The sequence below is a fragment of the Kineosporia mesophila genome, assembly GCF_021129235.1.
In the GTDB taxonomy this organism is placed as follows: domain Bacteria; phylum Actinomycetota; class Actinomycetes; order Actinomycetales; family Kineosporiaceae; genus Kineosporia; species Kineosporia mesophila.
Genome location: NZ_JAJOMA010000007.1, coordinates 54,953 through 75,882 on the forward strand (window position 1 = coordinate 54,953; position 20,930 = coordinate 75,882).

The 20,930-nt window shown below is 65.6% G+C and carries 16 protein-coding genes, 1 tRNA gene and 2 pseudogenes; 13 read left to right on the forward strand and 6 right to left on the reverse strand.

From position 1 onward, the window contains the following. Nucleotides 1-691 precede the first annotated feature (691 nt). Nucleotides 692-2,806: a hypothetical protein gene (locus LR393_RS11735; protein WP_231483884.1), complete on the forward strand. Its 2,115-nt coding sequence runs from the start codon at nt 692-694 to the stop codon at nt 2,804-2,806. A gap of 1,785 nt (nt 2,807-4,591) precedes the next feature. On the opposite strand, the gene LR393_RS11740 is transcribed toward LR393_RS11735, so the two are convergent. Beyond that, on the reverse strand, nt 4,592-5,122 hold the full coding sequence (locus LR393_RS11740; protein WP_231483885.1) for a GNAT family N-acetyltransferase: 531 nt from the start codon (nt 5,120-5,122) through the stop codon (nt 4,592-4,594). Beyond that, nucleotides 5,122-5,895, reverse strand: coding sequence for a GntR family transcriptional regulator (locus LR393_RS11745; RefSeq protein WP_231483886.1), 774 nt, complete (start codon nt 5,893-5,895; stop codon nt 5,122-5,124). Before LR393_RS11745 ends, LR393_RS11740 begins: the two co-directional genes overlap by 1 nt. Before the next feature lie 134 nt (nt 5,896-6,029). Between LR393_RS11745 and LR393_RS11750 the strand changes: the two genes are divergently transcribed. The 6 genes and pseudogenes from LR393_RS11750 (at nt 6,030) to LR393_RS11775 (ending at nt 11,239) form a co-directional block, all read left to right on the forward strand. Further along, nucleotides 6,030-6,299, forward strand: coding sequence for a DUF6284 family protein (locus LR393_RS11750; RefSeq protein WP_231483887.1), 270 nt, complete (start codon nt 6,030-6,032; stop codon nt 6,297-6,299). 271 nt (nt 6,300-6,570) lie between these two features. Next, nucleotides 6,571-7,041: an RRQRL motif-containing zinc-binding protein gene (locus tag LR393_RS11755; RefSeq protein ID WP_231483888.1), complete on the forward strand. Its 471-nt coding sequence runs from the start codon at nt 6,571-6,573 to the stop codon at nt 7,039-7,041. Continuing rightward, nucleotides 7,038-7,421 (forward strand): hypothetical protein, encoded by a 384-nt coding sequence (locus LR393_RS11760; RefSeq protein ID WP_231483889.1) that lies wholly within the window; start codon nt 7,038-7,040, stop codon nt 7,419-7,421. The genes LR393_RS11755 and LR393_RS11760 overlap by 4 nt, the downstream gene beginning before the upstream one ends. Before the next feature lie 44 nt (nt 7,422-7,465). Continuing rightward, nucleotides 7,466-7,864, forward strand: a pseudogene (locus LR393_RS36985) (ABC transporter permease); the annotation flags it as partial. A gap of 527 nt (nt 7,865-8,391) precedes the next feature. Continuing rightward, nucleotides 8,392-10,734, forward strand: coding sequence for an FtsK/SpoIIIE domain-containing protein (locus LR393_RS11770; RefSeq protein WP_231483891.1), 2,343 nt, complete (start codon nt 8,392-8,394; stop codon nt 10,732-10,734). Nucleotides 10,735-10,942: 208 nt separating this feature from the next. Continuing rightward, nucleotides 10,943-11,239 (forward strand): hypothetical protein, encoded by a 297-nt coding sequence (locus tag LR393_RS11775; protein WP_231483892.1) that lies wholly within the window; start codon nt 10,943-10,945, stop codon nt 11,237-11,239. Between the two features lie 67 nt (nt 11,240-11,306). Here the strand turns inward: LR393_RS11775 and LR393_RS11780 are convergent, their stop codons facing one another. Then, nucleotides 11,307-11,660, reverse strand: a complete 354-nt coding sequence (locus LR393_RS11780) for a hypothetical protein (RefSeq protein WP_231484093.1) — start codon at nt 11,658-11,660, stop codon at nt 11,307-11,309. A 9-nt stretch (nt 11,661-11,669) separates the two neighbouring features. Here LR393_RS11780 and LR393_RS36315 point away from each other — a divergent pair, with 9 nt between their 5' ends. The 4 genes and pseudogenes from LR393_RS36315 to LR393_RS36320 all read left to right on the forward strand — a co-directional run bounded on the left by LR393_RS36315 (nt 11,670) and on the right by LR393_RS36320 (nt 15,620). Continuing rightward, complete coding sequence (locus LR393_RS36315; protein WP_231484087.1) at nt 11,670-12,599, forward strand: bifunctional DNA primase/polymerase; 930 nt, start codon at nt 11,670-11,672, stop codon at nt 12,597-12,599. Further along, complete coding sequence (locus tag LR393_RS11790; protein ID WP_231483893.1) at nt 12,596-13,681, forward strand: AAA family ATPase; 1,086 nt, start codon at nt 12,596-12,598, stop codon at nt 13,679-13,681. The genes LR393_RS36315 and LR393_RS11790 overlap by 4 nt, the downstream gene beginning before the upstream one ends. A 71-nt stretch (nt 13,682-13,752) precedes the next feature. Continuing rightward, on the forward strand, nt 13,753-14,064 hold the full coding sequence (locus LR393_RS11795) for a helix-turn-helix domain-containing protein (RefSeq protein WP_231483894.1): 312 nt from the start codon (nt 13,753-13,755) through the stop codon (nt 14,062-14,064). Nucleotides 14,065-14,099: 35 nt separating this feature from the next. Continuing rightward, nucleotides 14,100-15,620: pseudogene (locus tag LR393_RS36320) on the forward strand (tyrosine-type recombinase/integrase). A gap of 110 nt (nt 15,621-15,730) precedes the next feature. Here LR393_RS36320 and LR393_RS11810 read toward each other — a convergent pair. Further along, a tRNA-Pro gene (locus tag LR393_RS11810) sits at nt 15,731-15,804 on the reverse strand. A gap of 85 nt (nt 15,805-15,889) precedes the next feature. Then, nucleotides 15,890-16,798, reverse strand: coding sequence for a metallophosphoesterase (locus LR393_RS11815; protein ID WP_231483897.1), 909 nt, complete (start codon nt 16,796-16,798; stop codon nt 15,890-15,892). A 177-nt stretch (nt 16,799-16,975) separates the two neighbouring features. On the opposite strand from LR393_RS11815, the gene LR393_RS11820 reads away from it, so the two are divergent. After that, nucleotides 16,976-17,452: a GatB/YqeY domain-containing protein gene (locus LR393_RS11820; RefSeq protein ID WP_231483898.1), complete on the forward strand. Its 477-nt coding sequence runs from the start codon at nt 16,976-16,978 to the stop codon at nt 17,450-17,452. A gap of 70 nt (nt 17,453-17,522) precedes the next feature. Here LR393_RS11820 and LR393_RS11825 read toward each other — a convergent pair whose 3' ends face one another. Then, nucleotides 17,523-19,973: a penicillin-binding protein gene (locus LR393_RS11825; RefSeq protein ID WP_231483899.1), complete on the reverse strand. Its 2,451-nt coding sequence runs from the start codon at nt 19,971-19,973 to the stop codon at nt 17,523-17,525. Nucleotides 19,974-20,603: 630 nt separating this feature from the next. On the opposite strand from LR393_RS11825, the gene LR393_RS11830 reads away from it, so the two are divergent. Then, nucleotides 20,604-20,927, forward strand: a complete 324-nt coding sequence (locus LR393_RS11830; protein ID WP_231483900.1) for a WhiB family transcriptional regulator — start codon at nt 20,604-20,606, stop codon at nt 20,925-20,927. Nucleotides 20,928-20,930 lie beyond the last annotated feature (3 nt).

Genomic DNA, 20,930 nt, shown 5'->3' on the forward strand with positions numbered 1-20,930 from the left:
GCCTGTTTCAGCCGGTCTTTCCCTCTCGGTGTGGTGGCTGGCTGAGCGCAGTCTCCTCAGCTCGTAACCACTCTGCGTAGGCGCACTGGGAGCACCTGGCCGTCTCTTGAGCGGCCTCCAGCCGTTCTGCCGGTATCCCGGCGGCGAGAAGGTGCGCCCTGGCGGCAGCGCCGCGGAACGCGTCAGCCAGGGACACCCACCCCTCAAGCAGCGTCATCCCTCGCGGCGCTGTCCAAGTGATCAGCGCAGCGTCGTCGGTCCAGCCCTGGGCGGAGGCCGGCACCAGCCGAGACCAGCCCCGGACCAACGGAGGGTGGCGACCACCGGGATCGCGGGATCCGCGCGCGTGATCGCTCCTGAGGGTGGACCTGTTGCGGTACTCCGAGCTCCACCGCGCATCACCTTGCCTATCGCCGAGCGCTCCTTGAACGCTTGTTCGACAGGGAGACTGGCTGGGGATACTCGGGCCTAGCTATCCCCGACCGGCTGACCATCGGCGCAGGTGAAGGCGATTTCGGGACAGTGGGGACAGGTGGGACACCATGACCCTTGGTGCTGACTGGGGCGGGTGCCGATGGGTGACTGACGTGGCCGCCAGGATTCTGGGTGCGACGAAATTGTCGCGACATGACACTAATGAGGACACGTCTCGAAAGGCTCCCACTTGCTCAAGAGTTGGCGTAGCCTAATCGTGTTTTATTATCGTGGCGGTCGTGGACTACCCAACGGGGGATTTGTGCTGATCAGTGCATCGCTAAGTGGGCGACTGAGGAACACGCCGCTACCGAAAGCGCACAGCTTATTGCCCTTGTTTGAGGCTGTGGTCAACGCGATTCAATCAATCGACGCGACCTTCGACAATCTATCTAGTGGCAAGATAACGATCACCATTGAACGGACTATGCAGCCCTTCCCTGGGGATCTGGCAACCTTTGGTCGTAGTGCTCGCGAGCCCATCATTGGATTCGTTATCGAAGACAACGGCGCAGGATTTGATAACGAAAATATGCAATCCTTTCAGACTCTCGACAGTGAATACAAGCAAAGCCAGGGCTGCCGAGGTGTAGGGCGACTGCTCTGGTTGAAGGCGTTTGATCATGTGGACGTAGAAAGTATTTATAGAGCAGAAGACGGGCTCAAGTGTCGTAAATTTAGGTTCAGCACTGAAGAAGGTATCTCGCGTGAAGAATGGCCCGCGGTCGCCGGGTCGAACGCTGCGCCTAAAACCATCGTTCATCTCGTCAACTTTCACAAGAAGTATCAGAGTGAATCCAGAAAGCTTCCAGACACGATTGCGCGTGACCTGCTGGAGCATTGTCTTTGGTATTTCGTCAGGCAGCGTGGAGTCCCGGATATTCTCGTCGTCGATAATGGTGAGACTATAGATCTAAAGGCTAAATATTCGGATTTCATTCAGTCCGTTGAATCAATCCAGGACATTGAGGTGCGCGGGCAAAGGTTTGATCTTGTGCATTTGAAGGTTCAGGCTCGATCTCAAGACGTGCCGCAGCTCAACTGGTGTGCTGCAAACCGAGTCGTTATTTCCGAGAACATCTCGGGAAAATTGCCGGGTCTGCACGGCGCGCTCACAGATGAGCACGGGAAATTTACTTATTCTGGCTACTTAGTTTCCCCATTCTTGGATAATAAGGTTCGGTCCGAGAGGACGGGGTTCGACTTGGACGAGTTGCCCAGTCCGGGAAGAAATGAAGACCAGGATGCTTTTGATGATATGGAGGAGGTCGATATCTCGCAGTCGGAAATCAGAGAGAAGATTTTGTCTGAGATCCAGACCTTTCTGATGGCGAGCCTTGTCGGTGCACAAAACGATATACGTGATCGAGTCGAAGCGTTCATCGAAAACAAGGCCCCCCGCTACCGTCCCGTTTTGCAAAGAATTGACGAAAATGGCTTCACGGTCGATCCAAAGATCAATGAAAGAGAATTGGAGCTGGAGCTCCACAAGGGCTTAAGGGAGATTGAGCTAGAAGTTCTGAAAGAAGGGCAAGAGGTCCTTGATATAAACCTGCTGAACTTCGACACCGATGGATATCAGGAGCGTCTGAAGGGATATCTTGCCAAGGTTGAGGACATCAAGATGTCAGATCTTGCCGGGTATGTATCTCACCGCAAGGTAATAATTGAGATTCTAGCCAAGGCAATTGAAAAACAGGACGACGAAAAATACTCTCGGGAGGATGTGGTTCATAATCTGATCATGTCTATGGGCACGACTTCGAACGACGCATCTTTCGCTTCAAATAACCTGTGGCTTATCGATGAACGGCTCACCTTCCATAATTATCTTGCTTCAGATAAAACATTGAGTGCCATGCCGGTTACGGGTTCCGCTTCCACGAAGGAGCCGGATCTATTCGCCGTTCGCCAGTTTGATCGTGTCCTAATTGCCGATGGAGAACCGGCCAAGAGTGCGTCGATATCCATAATCGAAATCAAACGTCCCATGCGTAATGACATGGCGGCCGGCTCGGAAAAAGATCCGATTGAGCAATGCCTCAACTATTTGGAGCTCGTGCGCGCCGGAATTGTTCGGACAGCTTCCGGCCGGCCAGTGAACGCGCCTGAAAGCATACCGGCTTTCTGCTACGTAATTGCAGATCTCACGCCTTCATTGATAAAGCGTTGTAAACAGAGAGATCTGACCATGACTGATGATGGCATCGGCTACTTCGGTTACAATAAGAGTTTTAATGCCTACGTTGAAGTTGTAAGTTTCGATCGACTGCTGATCTCGGCAAGGCAGAGGAACAGGGCGTTCTTCGACGTCCTGGGTCTCACCAGGTAAGTGTGCCGAGATTGAGATTTGCAAAGCTATTCGTCGCCTAAGCCAATACAGCGATGATTCAAAGCTCTGTTGAGGCCGCCAATTGATCAAATTGAAGGAACCAAACTCCGGGAGTCAAAGTCGTGGACTTTAGATGGGCGCAGCGAGTTCCAAATAAGAATCTACTTGAATCGCTGGCTAGGCAATTCCATGTAAAAGGAATTATCCTATGCGCGGTCCTTGGTTGCATCGGCGGGATGATTTTCGCGCTCCTCTCCTTTCCGCATTTAGAACTCCAGCGCGATCGGGAATCTACTGATAGGGAGATTGGACGGGCATCGAACATAATTGGCTATGACGATTTTATGGCCATAAGCCTTGACTTAGGTTCCGTTTCTACCTCTGAGCGCACAATGAGTGGTTCGCTCTACATGTCATGGGTTTCAGGCGCGAATTGGAAGTCGCGACTTCTTGGAAAAGACGGGTCTCCCGTATTTGATTCATCCGGACGGTTGAAGCCGAAGTACGAGAAATCTTATGCCTCAGTGAGGTTGTTAGCGAATCATTTAGCAGTTACCAAGATTTCTTTCGAGGAGTTGGAAGCATACCGAGTAGACGGACCCCTTTCCCACTCAGGCTCCGCCCCGTTGCTTGCACCGGAGGGACATGCATTCACAGTACCCTTCGGCTCCGGGCCAGGGCGGCGCTTTCCGTTTGACAGTTACACAACCTATCTCGGCGCGAAAGTCGTGTTTAGTGACGACGTACGTTGGATAAGTCGCTATGGTGCTAACAGAATCGAGTCTGGGCCAACCGTAGTTATGAATGTTACCGGTGCGCCGACCTTGAGCGATTGGAATATAGAGGACACCATGTGGGTGGCCGCTCGGCCGCGGGCAACCGTATATCGTCCGGGGAGGTCTGGAGAAATTACGCAAGCAAACATTGAATTGTCGAGGAAGGCGCAAGACGCTTCGTTCATATCGCTAATCTCACTCAGCCCCTTTGCATTGATTGTTGCATTCGCAGTTCGGGGATTTGAAATCAGAAGACATAAATTGGCATGGCGTCTAACGCTTTACAGTGTCCGTCCAAGATTCTTGGACTCTGCCACAAGCCCCCTCGAACTGGCGGCGGCTCTTGTAGCCGTGCTTACAATTCGGCAAGTCTTCACCCCACCAGATGTTTTGGGATTAACTATCCTTGATTATCTCTTGGGTATCGAAGTTATCTTGATCATAGGTTTGGCAACTTGGAGCTATACCGTGAAGTCCATTCGTATGCAACGCATAGCCCGGAAGTTGGCTGTTCGGGAGCGAATGGTTCGCGAGGAGATGGCACGCGAGGAAGCGGATCGAGAGAGGTGGCTCAGGAAAGCTTTTCTTTAATATATTTAACTTGTGTTGCCTACGCGGGAAATGCTGTCGTCTGCCTCTTGGCGGCGGCAAGTGCAACGCTGGACCTAGCGATTCGTCAGACATAAAACTCCGGCCGCGCCCGGCGCTGGTAAGCCATCAGCGCTGAGGACGCGGCCGGAGCCTTCTTGCCCGTGACGCGACTCGACGGAGGGAGTGTCAGCGCGCCACGATGGTGCCCCCACCGCGCCAGGACTCTTGGATGTTCACCGGGGCGGTGGGAGCTGTTGGTCGGGTCGTCCGGTGGAGCGGCGTAATGCCGGAACGGACGCCCTGCCTGCTGGTCGCCGTCCGGGACCGGGTTGCACCCCGGTCCCGGACGGCGACGTTTCCCCTGCGCGCCTCGCCGGCCTGCCCCCGTCTGAGGCCGGCGAACAGGGGAGCCTGTGGGTTACTCCAGGGGAGAGACGTAGACGTAGGCCGGTACGCTCTGGCCGTCGCCGAAGGCGTGTTCCACCTCGGCGATCCGCTGCCACCCGAGCTTCTCGTACGTGCGGATGGCGGCTTTGTCCTTCGCCATCACGTCGAGCACGGCCCGCCGGCCGAGCTTGCGGGCGATCTCGGTCGCCGCGTCGGTGAGCCGGGCGCCGAGCCGATCGCCCCGGGCCTCGGGGCCGATGAAGAGCCGGCCGACCATGGCGATGTGGTCCGTCGGCTCGCCGGAGCGCTTGGTCCACTCCTCGGCGCCGGCATCACCGGGGCCGGGGTAGCTGAGCATGACGTGCCCGACGACCTGGCCGTCCTTCTCCGCGGTGAGCGCGGCGAGCTCCTGGTCTGACTTCAGCCATGCCTGCGGGTCGTCGACGCCCTCGACCGGGTAGCCGTCGAGCTCGTGCACGCGCACCAGGAGCGCGCCGAGGGCGGGCAGATCTTCTGCGGTCCGGGGCCGGATGCGGCTGGTTGCGGTCGTTTCGTCGGGCACTAGTCCTCCACTGCCATCGAGTAGTCCAGTCCGGTCAAGTCGGATCGCATGATGAAGTTGGTTACCTCGAAAGGCTTTCCGTGCTGGTCGATGCCGGTGTGAACGACATCGAGGACGGGGACACCGGGCGGGGTGCGCAAGATCTGCGCTTCCTCCGGGCGGGGCATCCGAGCGGCGATTTCCTCACGGACACGAGTGATTTGGTGGCCGAGCTCGGCGAAACGGGCGTAGATGCTGCCGGTTCCGGTCTTGGCCTCGGACGCCAGCACCGAGCCTTCGGCGATCTCCCACGGGATGTACGTGATGCCGATCTGAACCGGAACGTCATCGGCGTAGTAGTGATTAACGCGCTGCACAACGGATTTCGACTCGGGATCGACCGCTAGGCGTTCGGCGACGATGGCCGGCGGAATGACGCGGCTGATGTCTGGCACGTCCACTCGGACGGTCTTGCCCTGCTTGAGTGCTTCGGCGCGGAACGGGGACAGGCCAGTTTCCCGGCGTGTCCTCTCGCTATATCGCTCGGCGCCGAGGCGGATCATCCGGACCTGCCGGCGCACGTAGGCGCCCGACCCGTGCCGGACGTCGACCAGGCCCTCCGTGGCCAGGATGTTGATTGCCTCGCGGGCGGTGTTGCGGGCTGAGTTGTAGGTGGCGGCCAGGACTCGTTCGGAGGGGAGCTTGTCTCCCTCCTGGTAGGTGCCGTCCGCGATTGCCCGGCGCAGCGTCTCGGCGATGCGGCGGCTCGGGGGCAGTTCGCGTTGCGTGCTCATGGGTTGGGCTCTCCGTTCGGGTCCTGTGATCAAGGAGTCTAGGCGATCTGGCTCAAGCCACTTGTTGACTCTCCCCCGCCATGTCGCTATAACTGGCTCAAGCCACTTACTGGCTTAAGCCAGTTGGTTAACGGATGGGGAACCTGATGCATTCCTGGCGCTCACTGAACGGGCCGAGCCGGGCCGAGCTGCGGCAGATCGAGGCCGAATGGCCGCTGATCGCGGCGGACCTCGCCGTGGTTGATGCCGAGATCGCAATGGCTCTGACCGGCGACGACGGCACTTCGGAACTGGGCCGGCGGCGACTGTCGCAGGCCGAAACTGGCGCAACGATCGTGCGCGGCGAGCTGGGCGGGCAGCCGCGCGACTGGTTCAGCGGTGGACCACTTGGCGGTGCGGCATGACTTCGGTTGCCTCGCATATCCGCAGTTCAGAGCCTCGGCACGCCTCTGCGACCGTTCGCCGCATCGGTGCCGGCCTGCTCGCGGTGGTCGTGTCTGCCATCCCGTCCACGCTCGTGATCAGGGCTGTCTCCGGTGACGACGCGGCCGAGATAGGCCGTCCGGTTCATCGGGTGGTCGACGTCCGGTGTCTGAACGGCCGGGTTCAGCACGGGATCGACACCGGCCGGCCCGATGGGCTGCTCCTGGCCACGGACACCGGGGAGCCGTGCTGATGCCGGCGCGACCGTTGAGCGCCGAGGCTGCTGCGACGGTGGCGCGGATGGTGGCCGGCGGCGGTAGCCCGGCCGGGGTGACTCTGGACAACCGGGTCATGCCGGTGACGGCGGGGGAGTGCCCGACCTACCGGTACGGGATGGCGCCCTCCGGTCTGGCCACGCTGCGGCAGTTGAGCGCGATGGGCCTGCGCCCCGGTGGCTGCCGGCCGGTCGCGGGTGTGGCCCGTCCCCGGGGCCGTTGGGTGGCTCACCTCTATGACCTCACCACGGCCAAGCCCAAGCGGCCGATGACGCCGGGCCGGTGGCGCGCCCTGGCGGCGGCGAACCGGGCGCGGCGGATCTGCCCGACCTGCGAACAGGACGCCGGCTACGTGATCCCGGTCGTGCTGGGCGAGTGCGTGGACTGCCACGACGGACCGGCCGGCGAAACCGGCCACGGAGAGCACGAGATCGGGGAGGCGGCATGAACGCGCGGACGAACAAGACGCCGGATCAGTACGCCGACGACGCGGCCGAGGCGGTGCGGTCGCTGAACCACGCCACCTTGCGCACCGCCGGCGGGTACGTCTGGCCGGCCGATGTGGACGCCGTGATTGCGCACTTGACCACGGCGGTTGCGGGCTCGGAGCAGGCACTACGGCAGGGCTATGGGTGGCTGGCGCGGGCGGCGAAGACCGGGGCGGTTGGGCATGACGCCGGCGCTGATGTGGCCGGCGAGATGGCGGTCTTGCGGACGGCGACGGGTGAGGCAATCGAACAGGTGCAGGTGCTGACGGCGCGGTTGAACGAGATGCGGCTAGTGACGGCGCATCTGACGGGTGTCATTGCGGATGGGGAGGGCAAGTGATGATCGAGAACACCAACCAGAGGACGCGGGTCGAGGGGAGCCAACGTGCGTGGCCGGTGCTGCTGTTGGCCCTGCCGGCGTTCGTGGCGATCTGGTCGGGCTGGGTGGAGCTGGGCCGGCTGACCGGGTTCGGTGAGGTGAAGCCGCTGCCCGGGATCTGGGACACCCTCACGATCGACACGGCGATCACGCTCCCGATTGGGGTGGAGACGTACGCGGCGTACGCGCTGAACGTGTGGTTGGCCGGCGGCACCTCGGACAGGGCCACCCGGTTCGCCCGTGCCTCGGCGCTGGGGTCGCTGGCGCTGGGCGCGGCCGGTCAGGTCGCCTACCACCTGATGTCGGCGGCCGGCATGGTCTCGGCACCCTGGCAGATCACCGCGGTGGTGGCCTGCCTGCCGGTGGCCGTGCTCGGGATGGGTGCCGCCCTCCACCACCTGGTGACCGAGACAGCCGAGGTGACCGAGGGGCCGGCCGTGGTCGGGCCGAGCGTCGAGGGCGACGACCAGGGCGACGCGGCCGGGCCGGATGACGCCGAGGTGTGGACCGAGCGGGCCGTGATCGTGAACGCGGTGCGGGAGCGGCACCCGTCCTGGCCGGCGGACGCGGTCGCCGAGATCGCCGAGGCCCTGGCGCCGACCGGGCACCTGCCGACCCCGGCGCCCCGGACCGTCCCTGCGGACGACCAGGGCGACACGGTCGCGGCCCGCAAGCCGCGGACGAGTGTCCGGGCGACGGCCGGCCGCAAGAGCGTCGGCACCGCGACCAAGGTGCACGAGCTGCGGGCCAAGCACCCGGAGTGGACGGTCGAGAAGATCGCTTCCCGCGTCGGTGTGACTGACCGCACCGTCCGCCGGCACCTCAACACCGCGCCGGCCGAGATCTCGGCCGAGACGTCCATCGACCTGCCCGCCACGGGCGAGCCGTCGGACCTGGCTGCCTGATCACTGCTCACGGAAGGGGATGCATCATGAGCAACGTTCACGAACCGCACGAACTCGCCCGGGCGACGGGGCAGGCGGGCCGGCCGGAGTACGGCACTCCCACCCCGGCGCCGCAGGTTGGGCCGGCGGGCGAGCTTGCATCGGTCCAGTGGTGGCCGGCCGCCGAGGACGACGCCGACCCGGACACGGACCCGGACAACGACCCGGACAACCGGGCGGACACCGCCCCGGACGCTCCGGCCGTGCGGGAGGTGCTGGAGGGGCGTGTGTTGCCGCCCTTCCCGGCGGGTGGCGTGTCCGGGCCGATGTCCGGTGCGGTGTCCGGGGTGCGGGTGGTCAGGGCGATCATCACCAGCGATCGCAGCGTGTCCGCCTCCAAGGTGCTGGCCCGGCACGTCCTCTACGTCCCCGGCGGCGCCCTGAGCCTCACTAAACGGCTGTGGGAGGCCGGCACGACGTCGCGGCATCAGCGGATGATGCGGTCGGCGGAGCTGTCCGGCAACGCCGAGTTGCTGTCGGAGTGGGAGACCCGCGCCGAGGCGTTCCGCAACGCCCGGCACCGGCGCACGATGGATTGGATTGCCGCGCCCTTCGTCCTGGCCAAAGGGCTTATCGTCGGCACGTTCTCACTGTTCTTCTTCCTGCTCGGGCTGGGCATCCTGCTGGCCTGTGCCCGGCGGGATGCCGGCGCGCTGCTGGGGCCGATCGTGGCGTTCCTGGCCGTGGTGAACGTGCTGGCGATCGTGGTCACGGTGGCGTGGACGCCCCTGGTCGTGGCGTTCCCGTGGATCGTGGTGGCGGCGCTGTGGAATGAGGGACGCCGTCGGTCGCCGATGCCGTCCTGGCTGGCAACCGCGTCCGAGGCGGATGTCGATGTGGCCATTGATGAGCGCACGATCGCTCAAGCTCTCCTGGCGCTGCGGATCCCGCAGATCACGGCGGCGCTGAAAGTGGCTCCGTTGCAGTTCATCACTCCGGCCCGCCGAGACGGGCGGGGGACGCACGCGGTCGTTCGTCTGCCGGCCGGGGTGACGGCCGAGCAGGTCGCCACGAAACGGGCCCAGTTGGCCGGCGGGCTGTACCGGCAGGCCAAGGAGGTATGGCCGACCACCGGCGCCGAGGCCGGCATCCTCGACCTGTGGGCGGCCGACAAAGGCGCCCTGGCCGACGGCGCGGGGGAGTACCCGCTGCTGAGCGAGGGCAAGTGCGACGTGTTCAAGGGCGTGCCGTTCGGCAAGACCCTGCGCGGTGAGCCGGTGGTCGCCCCGATCATGGAGCGCAACACCATCGGCGGCGGGATGCCCGGGCAGGGCAAGTCGTCCGCGGCCCGGGATGTGTTCGCCGGCGCTGCCCTCGACCCCACGGCCGAGCTACGGATCTGGGTGCCTGACGCCAACTTCGATTTCGAGGCGTTCAAGCCCCGGTGCTCCCGGTACGTGATGGGCGCCGAGGACGAGAAGCTCGAGCAGATCGTGCAAGATCTGCGCGACCTCCATTCCGAGGTTCAGGCCCGGGGCGAGCTGCTGGTCAAGTACCAGGTTCCCTCGGTGACCAGGGAGCTTGCCTCCAAGGATGTCGGGTTGCACCCGCTGCTGTGCCTGCTGGAAGAGGCACACGTCCTGATCCAGCACCCCGACTTGGGCAAGGAGGCATCCCGGCTGCTGGTCGACATCGTGCGGCTCGGGCGCAAGCGCGGCATCCATCTGTTCGTCTCCACGCAGGCCCCGACCAAGGACTCCATGCCGCGTGACGTCACCCGAAACTGCTCCAACGGAATTGCTTTCGCCGTCGGGGACCACGTCGCCAACGACGCCTTGCTCGGACAGGGTGCCTTCCGTGCCGGCCACCGGGCAACCGAGCTGATCCCGGGCACCGACCGGGGAACCGCTGTGGTCAAGGGGTTCTCGGGGCAGCGATCCGAGATCGTGCAGGTCTACTTCATCGACGTCGACAAGGACAACGACCAGATCACCCCAATCATCGAACGCGCCATGAAGGCCATCGCCGACCGCGGCCGGGCCGTGCCCGGCACCGGCAGAACCCGCCCGATCGCTGCTGCGCCGGCGGTCCGGGATCTGCTGGCCGATCTCGACCAGGTGCTCGGCGCCGACCCGGTGCCGGCCGCCGACGTCCCCGCGCTGCTGGCCCGGGCGTTCCCCGGCTGGCGCCCGTACCGGGAGCTGAACGGCAAGAGCCTGCGGGCGATCCTGGCCAACCAGCACGGCATCAAGGTCCCCTCGACCGGCAACCGCTACCCCCTCGATCCCGCTACCGTCCGTGACGCCATCGCCCGCCGGCCCGACCCCGGAACCGCCGGCCGATCCGGCGACGGCGAGGACGGCGAACCCCCGGCACTGCTGGCCAGTTAGCCGGCCAGGACGGGCGCCGAAACGGCTCTCAGCGCCGTTTCGGGACGCTGACCAGCACCGATCTAACGGGGTTAACTCCTAACTCCTTGCAGCTCAGACCCAACATTGCCATCCACGGGTGGCGGGTTAGGAACCTAACCCGCCACCGGTGTGGCTAACCACGCCCATAACCCGCCCGACGCCCCTGCCCTGGGGCACGGAGGTCACCATGAGCACCGCCGGAACATTCCTGATCCTGGTCGCCATTGGTTACGCACTGTTGTACGCGCTGGCCTGTCTGATCTTCCCGTTCCGAGCCTGCAAGCACTGCCACGGACGCGGCACCCGACAGAACCGGCTGATCGGCGGCGGGTTTCGCCAGTGCACCCGATGCGCCGGCACCGGCCGCGCGATCCGACCGGGCCGAAAGGTGCTGGAAAAGCTGAACACCGACCCCTCCGGCCGCTGGTCGAAGATCACCGGCGACCCACGTCCCCTCACCCCGCGCCGCCGTCGCCGGTGGTGACTCCGTGACCGCAACCCGACCCAAGGCCCCGTCAGTGCTCACGCCAAAAGGATTCAGGATGAACGCATCACGGGCCGTCGTCGCCCTTGCTTCGGCGCAGAATCGACCTGAACACCAGCCCCATGCAGATGGCTGCCACCACACGCAGGCTGCCGGTAACCAGCGCTCCACTGAGGAAATCGTCAAGGGCAACCAGAGCGAGGCCGAGGCAGCCCGCGATGGCGCTGAACCAGAGAAGCCGGCGCATCCACGGATCCAGATCTCGCCGGGGTCGATCAACGCTCATGAGCCGGACCGTACCGGCCAGGACGCCGGCCGCACCCTGGCCGGCCGAAATTGCACCGAGCGAGGCCCTGCCGGCGCGGCTCGCCGTGAGGCCCTGGTCGCCGCGGTACTGGCCCACGCCGAGCGAGGCTGGCATGTCTTCCCCCTGCGGGCGGACGACAAGCGGCCGGCCTTCCCCGACCATGCCGAGGCGCGATGCGCCGGCCGGGATCCGCGATGCCGGCGGGCTGGGCGGCATGTGTCGTGGGAGGAACGCGCCACCACCGACCCGGCCCGGATCCGCGCGGCGTGGACGTCGGCGCCGTACGGGATCGGGATCGCCACCGGCCCGTCCGGTCTGCTGGTCATCGACCTCGACCAGCCCAAGCCCGACCCGGCCGGAGCTATCGCGCTCCCGCCGGCCGAGTGGGCCGAGCCCGGGATCCTCGACGGCGGAGACGTGTTCGCCCTGCTGTGCCAGCGGGCCGGCCACCCGGCACCGTGGGACACCTACGCGACCCGTACCGGCTCCGGTGGGACGCACCTGTACTTCACCGCGCCCACCGGTCCCGAGGCGCCGGAGCTGCGGTGCACCGCTGGGCACCTGGCATGGCTGATCGACACCCGCGCCCACGGCGGCTACGTCGTCGCGGCACCCTCGACCGTCGCCGGCCGCGCCTACGTCGCCGAGGACGACACCGCCGAGCCGGCGCCGCTGCCCGGATGGCTAACCGAGGCACTGACGCCCCGGCCGCTGCCGGTGCAAGCCCCGACCCCGATCCACCTGCGGGCCGGCGCGGGCGACCGGGCCGGCGCTTACCTCGAAGCCGCGGTGAACCGGGCGGCCGAGGCGGTGCGCGCCTCGGGCCACGGGCAGCACAACCGGGCGCTCTACGGCGCCGCGGTGCAGCTTGGGCAGCTCGTCGCCGGCGGTGCCCTGCCCGCCGGCCAGGTGTACGCCGCGCTGATGCCGGCTGCGACCGCGGTGGGGCAGTCCGAGGCCGAGGCCACCCGCACGATCGCTTCCGGCCTGCGTGCTGGCGCCAAGCGTCCCCGCACCCTGCCCATCGAATCCAGCACCGGAGTTGCCGCGTGATCGACCAGACCGCACCCCAGACCCAGCCCGACACCGGGCAGTCCGGCCGGCACCTCCAGGCCGTTGACCCCGACCAGCCTCGGGTATGGCGCCCGCAGCTCTGGTCGGCCGACCAGATCATGGCGACCGAGTTCCCGCCCCCGAAGTGGGCCGTGCCTGGCCTGATCTGTGAGGGCGTGTCGCTGCTGGCCGGCCCGCCGAAGGTGGCCAAGTCGTGGATGCTGCTGGCCGTTTCCCTGGCTGTCGCCTCGGGCGGTATGGCGCTGGGCTCGATCCCGGTTCGGCCCGGGCCGGTGCTGTACCTGGCGCTGGAAGACACTCCGCGCCGGCTGAAGTCCCGGATGGGGCAGCTTCTCGGCGACCGGCCCGCGCCGGCCGGCCTGCACCTGGCCACCGAGTGGCCCACCATGCCGCAGGGCGGAGACGCTGCGATCGCGGCGTGGTTGGACGCTCACCCTGATGCCCGGATGATCGGGATCGACGTGTTCGCCAAGGTTCGGGGGATCGCGCCTCCGTCGCTGTCGGCTTACGACGCCGATTACGCCGCGGTTGGGCGGATTAAGCGGATTGCCGACAACTACGGCGTTGCTATCGTCCTGATTCACCACGTCCGGAAGGCCGGATCGGACGATTTCCTCCAAGAAGTCAGCGGCACCAACGGAATTGCCGGCGCCGCTGATGCGACCTTGATCCTCAAGCGTCCCCGGGGACAGGCGGACGGCACGCTGTCCATCACCGGCCGCGACGTCGAAGAGACCGAGATCGCCCTTACCCACGATTCGGAAACCGGGCACTGGGTGAAGATGGATCGGCCGGCCGATGAGGTGAAGCTCGGCGACACCCGCGCCGCCATTCTGAAATGCCTGCGGGAGAGCACAAAGCCGCTCGGGCCTACGGCGATCGCCGAGGCGACCGGGATCAAGGGCGAGACGGTCAAGAAGACCTGTCAGCGGATGAACGACGCTGGGCAGATCTGGCCGGCCACCGGCGGACGGTACACGGCGCCGGCGCCCGGATCGGCGCCGTTGCCTGGTGTCGAGGGGAGAGTCCCTGCCGTCCCCGGTGTCCCCGAATCGCTCTGATCAGCAGGAACACCCGCACTGCGGGGACGCCCGTCCGCGAGGCGTCCCCGGAAGACGCTCCGGAGGGCACGATGCGTTCAGAGAAGAACCACGCTGATCTCTACTCACCGGCTGAAGCTGCCGCCGCTCTCGGATGCTCGGAGTGGTGGATCAAGGAACAGGCTCGGCGCCGGCGGATTCCGTTCGCTTGGATCGGCGGAAGCTACCGGTTCACCGCCGAGCACCTGATCGAAATTGTTGCTATCTGCGAGGTTCGGCCGATCGATAGCGCCGAGCAGACCACAACGCGCCGCCGCGCGACACCGGGGCAGGCGGCCTCATTGCGGCTGGTCGACCGCTTGGTGGCCAAGCAACCCCGGCGCGCCGGTCCAGCCGCTGCCTGAGCACTGAATCACCGCACCACGAAAGGAAAAACGCTGTGGGATTTGCCGAGAAGCGCGGGGACTACTGGCGCGGTCGCTACAAGAAGGCGCCCGGTCAGTACGGCACGGTGGCCGATGAGCGAGGCGACACCATTCGGTTCCGCACGAAGCGAGAAGCTGAGGCGGCAGCGAACGATGTGGAGAGCAAAGCCCGGGCCGGCACCCTGCGGGATCGTTCGGCCGGCCGCGAGACGTTCGGCCACTACGTCAACCGTTGGTACGCGGTGCAGGATCTCGCGGCATCCACGATGGAGAACTATCGGCGGCATATCGAGTCCCACCTCTTGCCCGCCCTCGAAGACAATCCGGTGGGCGACATTTCAGCCTCGGATATCGCGTTGTGGGAGAAGCGGGAACGCGCGGCCGGTTACGCCGCGTCCAGCGTGAAGACGTGGCGCGCGACGCTACACCTGATCCTTTCCGATGCGGTCGAGGAAGGATTACGGGCAGACAACCCCGCCGCCGTCCGGCGGGGTTGAGGCCGGCGCGCGGGACGGTCCCGGAACCGTGGCCCGGAAAAGCCGGTGACGGAAGCCCTCGGGCTGCTGCTGATTGCCGAGCGAACCGCACTGCTGTCGGGCCGGGATGATGAATTCGTGGCCGTGATCCTCGCGGGTTACACCGGGATGCGGTGGGGCGAGTTGGTCGGTCTGGAAACCCAATTCGTGCGTCCGACCAACGTCCGGGTGGAATGGCAGCTTTACGAGCTGGGAACCGGGGAGCTGCATCGGTGCCCGCCGAAGGATGACTCTCACCGCACGATCGATACCCCGGAATGGCTGGGGGAGCTGGTGACGTCCCACATCGCCCGCACCAGGCCGGCCGCCTGTCGGTGCCACGGGCTGCGGTACGTCTTCAGTGGTCATCGGGCCGCGAACGGCTCGGCCCGACAGCAGGGACCGACCATGGTCGATGTGGCCCGGCGGGCCGGCATCTCGACCGGCACGGTGTCGAACGTCCTCAATCGCCCCGACACCGTGCCGGCCGCGACCCGGGAGAAGGTGGCCGGCGCCCTGGCCGAGCTGAACTACGTGCGGGGCGGGAGCGCCGGCGAGCTGGCCGCTCATTGGCGACGCTCAGGATTCGGCGCCTGGCTGTTTCAGCCGGCTACGACCGGCGCCTATCCCAAGCGGGCGCCGGCAGAGGCGCACCCGGTGCCGATTCTCGGCGAACCGTGGCCAGGCATCCCCCTGCGCGGTCGAGGTGCCTCAAGCCGCGCTGACGCCTGCTGGCTGCCCATCGCGCCGGGGCTGACGCCTCACGGTCTGCGGCACACGCACAAGACCCTGATGTTGGAGCTCGGCATCCCGCCGAAGCTGATGGATGAGCGCATGGGCCACGCGGACGGCTCGGTTCAGGCTCGCTACTCGCACGTCACGGCTGAGATGCGTCGGAGGCTGCTTACGGCGCTTACGGATCTGTGGGCCGAGTCACTGGAGAGGCGCCGGGCGATCAGCCCGAGCTCCCCGGTCGCCGCGCTCGACGCGCTGCTCAAAGACCCTGGTCGGGAGAGCTGAGTTCTCCCCAAAACCAAGATCATCTCCCCAGATTCTCCCGAGAGGGCCATTCGGGGTGCCAAACCACAACTGCTGGTCAGCCAATGTGCGGCTGACCAGCAGTTTTGCTGTCGGGGTGACAGGATTTGAACCTGCGGCCTCTTCGTCCCGAACGAAGCGCGCTACCAAGCTGCGCCACACCCCGGTGGAGCGGTCGTAACCTTACCCGACGAGGTGCCGAAGTCTGAAATGCATACCCGCTCCGGCCTCAGAACGAGACGGAGCACACGTCAGACGGCGGCCGTGAGGGTCAGGAGGGTGGCCTCCGGGCGGCAGGCGAAGCGGACCGGGGTGTACGGGGAGGTGCCCAGGCCGGCGCTGACGTGCATCCAGGCGTCCGTCGGGTCGGAGCCGTTGCCGGGGTAGCGGGAGACGCCCTTGGCCCGGCGCCGGTCCAGGTCGCAGTTGGTGGTCAGGGGGCCGTAACCGGGCACGCAGAGCTGGCCACCGTGGGTGTGCCCGGCCAGGATCAGGCCCGCGCCGTCTGCTGTCATGGCGTCGAGCACCCGCAGGTAGGGCGCGTGGGCCACGCCGATGGTGAGCGCGGCTGTGGGGTCGGCCTGACCGGCGACCTCGGGGTAGCGGTCCTTCTTGATGTGCGGGTCGTCCACCCCGACGAACTCCAGCTGGAGGTCGTTGATCTTCAGCTGCGCGCGGCGGTTGTTGAGGTCGATCCAGCCGCCCTCGCTGAAGCCCTCGACCAGCTCGCGGGTGGGCAGGCGCACGCCGTGGATGCGCTTCTTGCCACCGTAGGGCAGCAGGTAGCGCGCCGGGTTCTTGGGGCGTGGGGCGAAGTAGTCGTTCGACCCGAGCACGAACACACCGGGCAGCTTCAGCAGGTGCTCGTGGGCCCGGAGCACCGCGGGCACGGCCTCCAGGTGGGCCAGGTTGTCACCCGTGCTGACCACCAGATCGGGCTCCAGGGCGGCGAGGCCCCGCACCCAGTCCAGCTTCTTCGTCTGGTTCGGCACCAGGTGCAGGTCAGACAGGCAGAGCACGCGCAGCGGTGAGCTTCCCGCGGGCAGGACCGGCACGCTGAAACGGCGCAGTGTGTAGGCCTGCGCCTCGGCGAGGGACCAGCCCAGCCCGGCGGCGCCGGCGGCCAGCACGGCGAGGGGAAGCTTCACGGATGTGCGCATTCGGACATCTTCGCAGGTCTGCCTGAGTGGGTCGCGCGGTACGGGGAAGTAAACCGGGGACCGCTGGGAGGGAGCTCATACGCGTCCTCAATCGGGCGTTTTCGGTCGAACGGGGGATCGATGACGGTGAACCGAAATCCGGTACTGCCGAATCGGCCCGGGTGCGAAGATGACCTCATGCCCGACTCCCCGACCGGCCTCAAGGCCCGCCTGCGTTCCGACCTCACCACCTCGATGAAGGCCCGTGACGCCATCCGCTCCAGCACCATCCGGATGGCCATGACGGCGATCAAGGGGGAGGAGGTGTCCGGCACCGTCGCCCGTGAGCTCTCCGACGACGAGGTGACGACCGTGCTGGCCCGTGAGGCGAAGAAGCGCCGTGAGGCGGCCACCGCCTACACCGACGCCGGTCGCGCCGAGCTGGCCGAGAAGGAACGCGCCGAGCTCGCGGTGCTGGCCGACTACCTGCCCGAGCAGCTCTCCGAAGACGACGTGGCCGCCATCATCGCCGAGGAGGTCGCGACGGCCGAGGCCGCGGGCAAGACCGGCCGGGCCGCGATGGGCCTGGTGATGAAGGCCGTGCGGGCCCGCACCGCCGGTAAGGCCGACGGTGGCCTGGTGGCCGCCGAGGTGAAGAGCCGGCTCGGGGCCTGACGCTCCCACCAATATCGAAGGCCGGGAACCCCTGAGGGTTCCCGGCCTTCGTCGTTCCTGTCGGCCTACGTCATCGGCCGTTGCCCTGACCGCCCCCGCCGCCGGTGTCGTTCCCGTTGCCGGGGTCGGTGGTTCCCGTGGTGGGCGCGTCGACCGTGTCGTCGCCCTCCTCGGTGTCACCGGTGTTCGGGCCGGCGCTGAGGTAGATCGTGATCGTGCTGCCGGTGCTGGCCGAACCCGACGGGTCGACCCGGGCCACCGTGCCGGCGGGCTGGTCGGACGTCTCCAGGTCGCCGCTCTGGCTGACCTGGAACCCGGCGTCCTCGAGGATGCCGCGGGCGTCGTCCGGGCTCTTGCCCACCACGCTGGGGATGTTCGTGGTCGGCGTGCGGGTCAGGCTGGAGTCGGCCTCGGGGAATTCCTTGACCGGCTTGCCCTCGAGCGCGGCCTCCATGATCTTCTTCCAGGTCGGCGCCGCGATCGAGCCACCGTAGACGCTGCTCCAGTAGGTCCCGTTGATCCGGACGCCCCGCATGGTCTTGCGCTGGCCGTTCACCGTCTCCGGGCCGACCCAGACCGCGGTGGACAGCTGCGGGGTGTAGCCCAGGAACCAGGTGTCCTGCGAGTCGTTGGTGGTACCGGTCTTACCGGAGGCCGGCTGGCCGTTGGAGAGCGGGCCGGTGCGGGCCGCGGTGCCGTTGGTCAGCGCGCGGCTCAGACCCAGGGTCACGGTGTTCGCGACCTTGGAGTCGACGGTCTGCTTGCAGTCTGCGGTCGGGACCTCGAGCGACTTGCCGTTGCGGTTCTTGATCGAGGTGACGACGATCGGCTTGCAGTACTTACCGCTCGCGGCGAACGTCGCGTAGGCGTTGGCCATGGTCAGCGGGGACTGGTTGGCGATACCGAGTACGACCGAGGGGTAGCAGTTCGGGATCTTGGTGGTGTTCTTCACGCCGCACTGCTGCGCGACCGGTGCGGCCAGGTGCATGCCCACGGCCTTGGCCATGTCGGCCACGTCGCACAGGTCGAGCTGCTGCTCCATGCGGATGTAGGCGCCGTTGATGGAGTTGGCGGTCGCGTCCCAGACACTCATCGAGCCGCGGGCGCCACCGTCGCCGGAGTTGACGAAGTTCCAGGTCGCGCTGGACTGGAGGCTCGAACCGCAGCGCTTGAACGAGCTCTCGGCGATGGCTCCGGGGGAGCCGTCGATCGTCGCGTTCAGCGACTTGCCCGCCTTCAGCCAGGTGGCCAGCACCACGGGCTTGAACGTCGAACCGGTGAGGAAGCCCGAGGAACCGCCGTACTTGTAGTCGGTGGAGTAGTTGATCGTGGTGTTCTTACGACCCTTGTCCACGCTGTAGTACTTGTCCTGGATCATCGAGAGCACCTTGCCGGTGCCCGGTTCGACGGTGACCGCGGCCGTCGCGACATTGCTGCTGTCGTTCGGCGGGATGGCTTCCTTCACGGCCTTCCAGCTGGCCCTGAGCAGCTTCGGGTCGAGCGTGGTCCGGATCGTGTAGCCACCCTGCTTGAGGGCCGCCTGGCGCGCCTTCTTGGTCTTGCCCAGGGCCTTGAAGTCATTGCTCTTGGTGATCAGGTTGTAGACGTAGTCGCAGAAGTAGGCGCTCGTGCCGGCGTTCGCGCACCCCTGGTAGGTGGGGGTGATCTTCGTGCGCAGCTTGGTCTTGATCGCCTTGTCGCGGGTCTCCTCGTCGATCATGCCCTGCGAGTACATCTTGTTCAGCACGGTGTCGCGGCGGTTCCTGGCCGCGGCCAGCTTGTCCCTGTCGGCCAGGTTGAACTGCACCGGGGACTGCACCATGCCGGCCAGCATCGCGGCCTGCGGAAGGGTCAGCTTCGCGGCCGTGGTGTTGAAGTAGTAGCGGGACGCCGCCTCGACGCCGTTCACCTGACCACCGAACCAGGCGATGTTCAGGTAGGCCGCGAGGATCTCCTTCTTGGACATCTTCTTCTCGAGGGCGGCGGCGAGCCGGATCTCCTTGATCTTGCGGGACTTCGTCTGCTCCTCGGCAGCCTCGTAGGCCGCCTTGTCGCCCGCCAGGTAGGCCTGCTCCTTGAGCATGTTCTTGACCAGCTGCTGGGTCAGGGTGGAGGCACCCTGCGAGACGCTGCCGGCGATCTCGTTGACCACCAGGGCACGGATCAGACCCTGCGGGTCGACGCCGCCGTGCTCGTAGAAGCGCTCGTCCTCGATCGCGACGATGGCGTTCTGCAGATACGGCGACATCTTGTCGAGCGAGACCGGCACGCGGTTCTCGTCGTAGAACGTCGCGATCACCGACCCGTCGGACGCGAGCACCGTGGTGTTGGCTGCCACCTGGGTGCTGGCGAGCTCACTGGGCAGCGCGTCGAACGCCTCGACCGCGTTGTTGGAGGCCATGCCCGTCGCGCCGATCGCCGGCACGGCCAGACCGGCTGCGAGTACCCCCGCCACCAGACTGGTCACCACGAAGGCGCCAAGCAGGCCCAAGACGTTTCTGGGGGCAGGTGCGGACGACATGCTTCGTAGGTTAATACGAGCTGCTGTGCGATTTTCGCGATCGGGCGGGGATCTTTCCCCTGGTCGCCGGGGTGGGACCAGGCTGTTGTCAGCCGCCTTCGCCCGGCTTCACCCGCTGCACCAGCGGGTTTCGGGTGCCGCAGACCTCCGGAACGGGCACTGAATCCGCAGCGCATCCATGTATCGATCCTTGCTCTGTGTGACTCTCTCCTGACGCAACGGTAGCTTTGCGCTCCGGATGACGTGGCCTCGATATGCCTGCCTTAAGAGCCCAAAAGGGTGGCGTAACGAAATTACGGGCTGGAGCGATCCACTGGGCAGAGATGTCCGGGAAGGGCAAGTTGAACGGCGAGCTTCGAGTGTTCGCAGGTCAATGTGCTGTGACGGACTGCCCGCGTCAATGGGGACGTGGTCACTCAGAAGCACCGCCAGACGGGCAACACAATCTCTCAATCCGGCACTATCTGTAGCGAAACGATTGCACAGAGTAACTCATCGTCACTTCGGCCGATGCTGTTTCATCCATCCGGTCCTTATTGGCGTTGTAGTTGCTCACCTACCGTCATCGCTAGAGGGGTTCGGCTCGGGGGTGAGCGTGGATCCACGGGGGTCCAGGGAGGGCCGAGGGAAATGAGTGTGACGGTGAACCAGTGGGCAACTCAGGGCGCTTGTCGGAAGAGCGACCCTGATGCACTGTTCGTTCAGGGGGCGGCACAGAACAGGGCCAAGTTGGTGTGTATGTCGTGCCCGGTGAGGACCGAGTGCCTTTCGGATGCTCTGGACCACAAGATCGAGTTCGGGGTCTGGGGCGGGATGACCGAGCGGGAGCGCCGCGCGCTGCTCCGCCGTCGCCCGAACGTGCAGTCATGGCGTCGACTGCTCGAGACAGCTCGTTCGCAGCAGGTCCGGATCGTCGATCTGCTCAATGAAGAAGCCGCCGTCAAGGTCGGCTGAGGG

What these genes read in the sequence shown, in the direction of transcription:
- LR393_RS11745 (WP_231483886.1), bottom strand. Translation starts at nt 5,895, where the DNA reads ATGAGCACGCAACGCGAACTGCCCCCGAGCCGCCGCATCGCCGAGACG.
- LR393_RS11750 (WP_231483887.1), top strand. Translation starts at nt 6,030, where the DNA reads ATGGGGAACCTGATGCATTCCTGGCGCTCACTGAACGGGCCGAGCCGG.
- LR393_RS11755 (WP_231483888.1), top strand. Translation starts at nt 6,571, where the DNA reads ATGCCGGCGCGACCGTTGAGCGCCGAGGCTGCTGCGACGGTGGCGCGG.
- LR393_RS11760 (WP_231483889.1), top strand. Translation starts at nt 7,038, where the DNA reads ATGAACGCGCGGACGAACAAGACGCCGGATCAGTACGCCGACGACGCG.
- LR393_RS11770 (WP_231483891.1), top strand. Translation starts at nt 8,392, where the DNA reads ATGAGCAACGTTCACGAACCGCACGAACTCGCCCGGGCGACGGGGCAG.
- LR393_RS11775 (WP_231483892.1), top strand. Translation starts at nt 10,943, where the DNA reads ATGAGCACCGCCGGAACATTCCTGATCCTGGTCGCCATTGGTTACGCA.
- LR393_RS11780 (WP_231484093.1), bottom strand. Translation starts at nt 11,660, where the DNA reads ATGCCAGCCTCGCTCGGCGTGGGCCAGTACCGCGGCGACCAGGGCCTC.
- LR393_RS11795 (WP_231483894.1), top strand. Translation starts at nt 13,753, where the DNA reads ATGCGTTCAGAGAAGAACCACGCTGATCTCTACTCACCGGCTGAAGCT.
- LR393_RS11815 (WP_231483897.1), bottom strand. Translation starts at nt 16,798, where the DNA reads ATGCGCACATCCGTGAAGCTTCCCCTCGCCGTGCTGGCCGCCGGCGCC.
- LR393_RS11820 (WP_231483898.1), top strand. Translation starts at nt 16,976, where the DNA reads ATGCCCGACTCCCCGACCGGCCTCAAGGCCCGCCTGCGTTCCGACCTC.
- LR393_RS11825 (WP_231483899.1), bottom strand. Translation starts at nt 19,973, where the DNA reads ATGTCGTCCGCACCTGCCCCCAGAAACGTCTTGGGCCTGCTTGGCGCC.
- LR393_RS11830 (WP_231483900.1), top strand. Translation starts at nt 20,604, where the DNA reads ATGAGTGTGACGGTGAACCAGTGGGCAACTCAGGGCGCTTGTCGGAAG.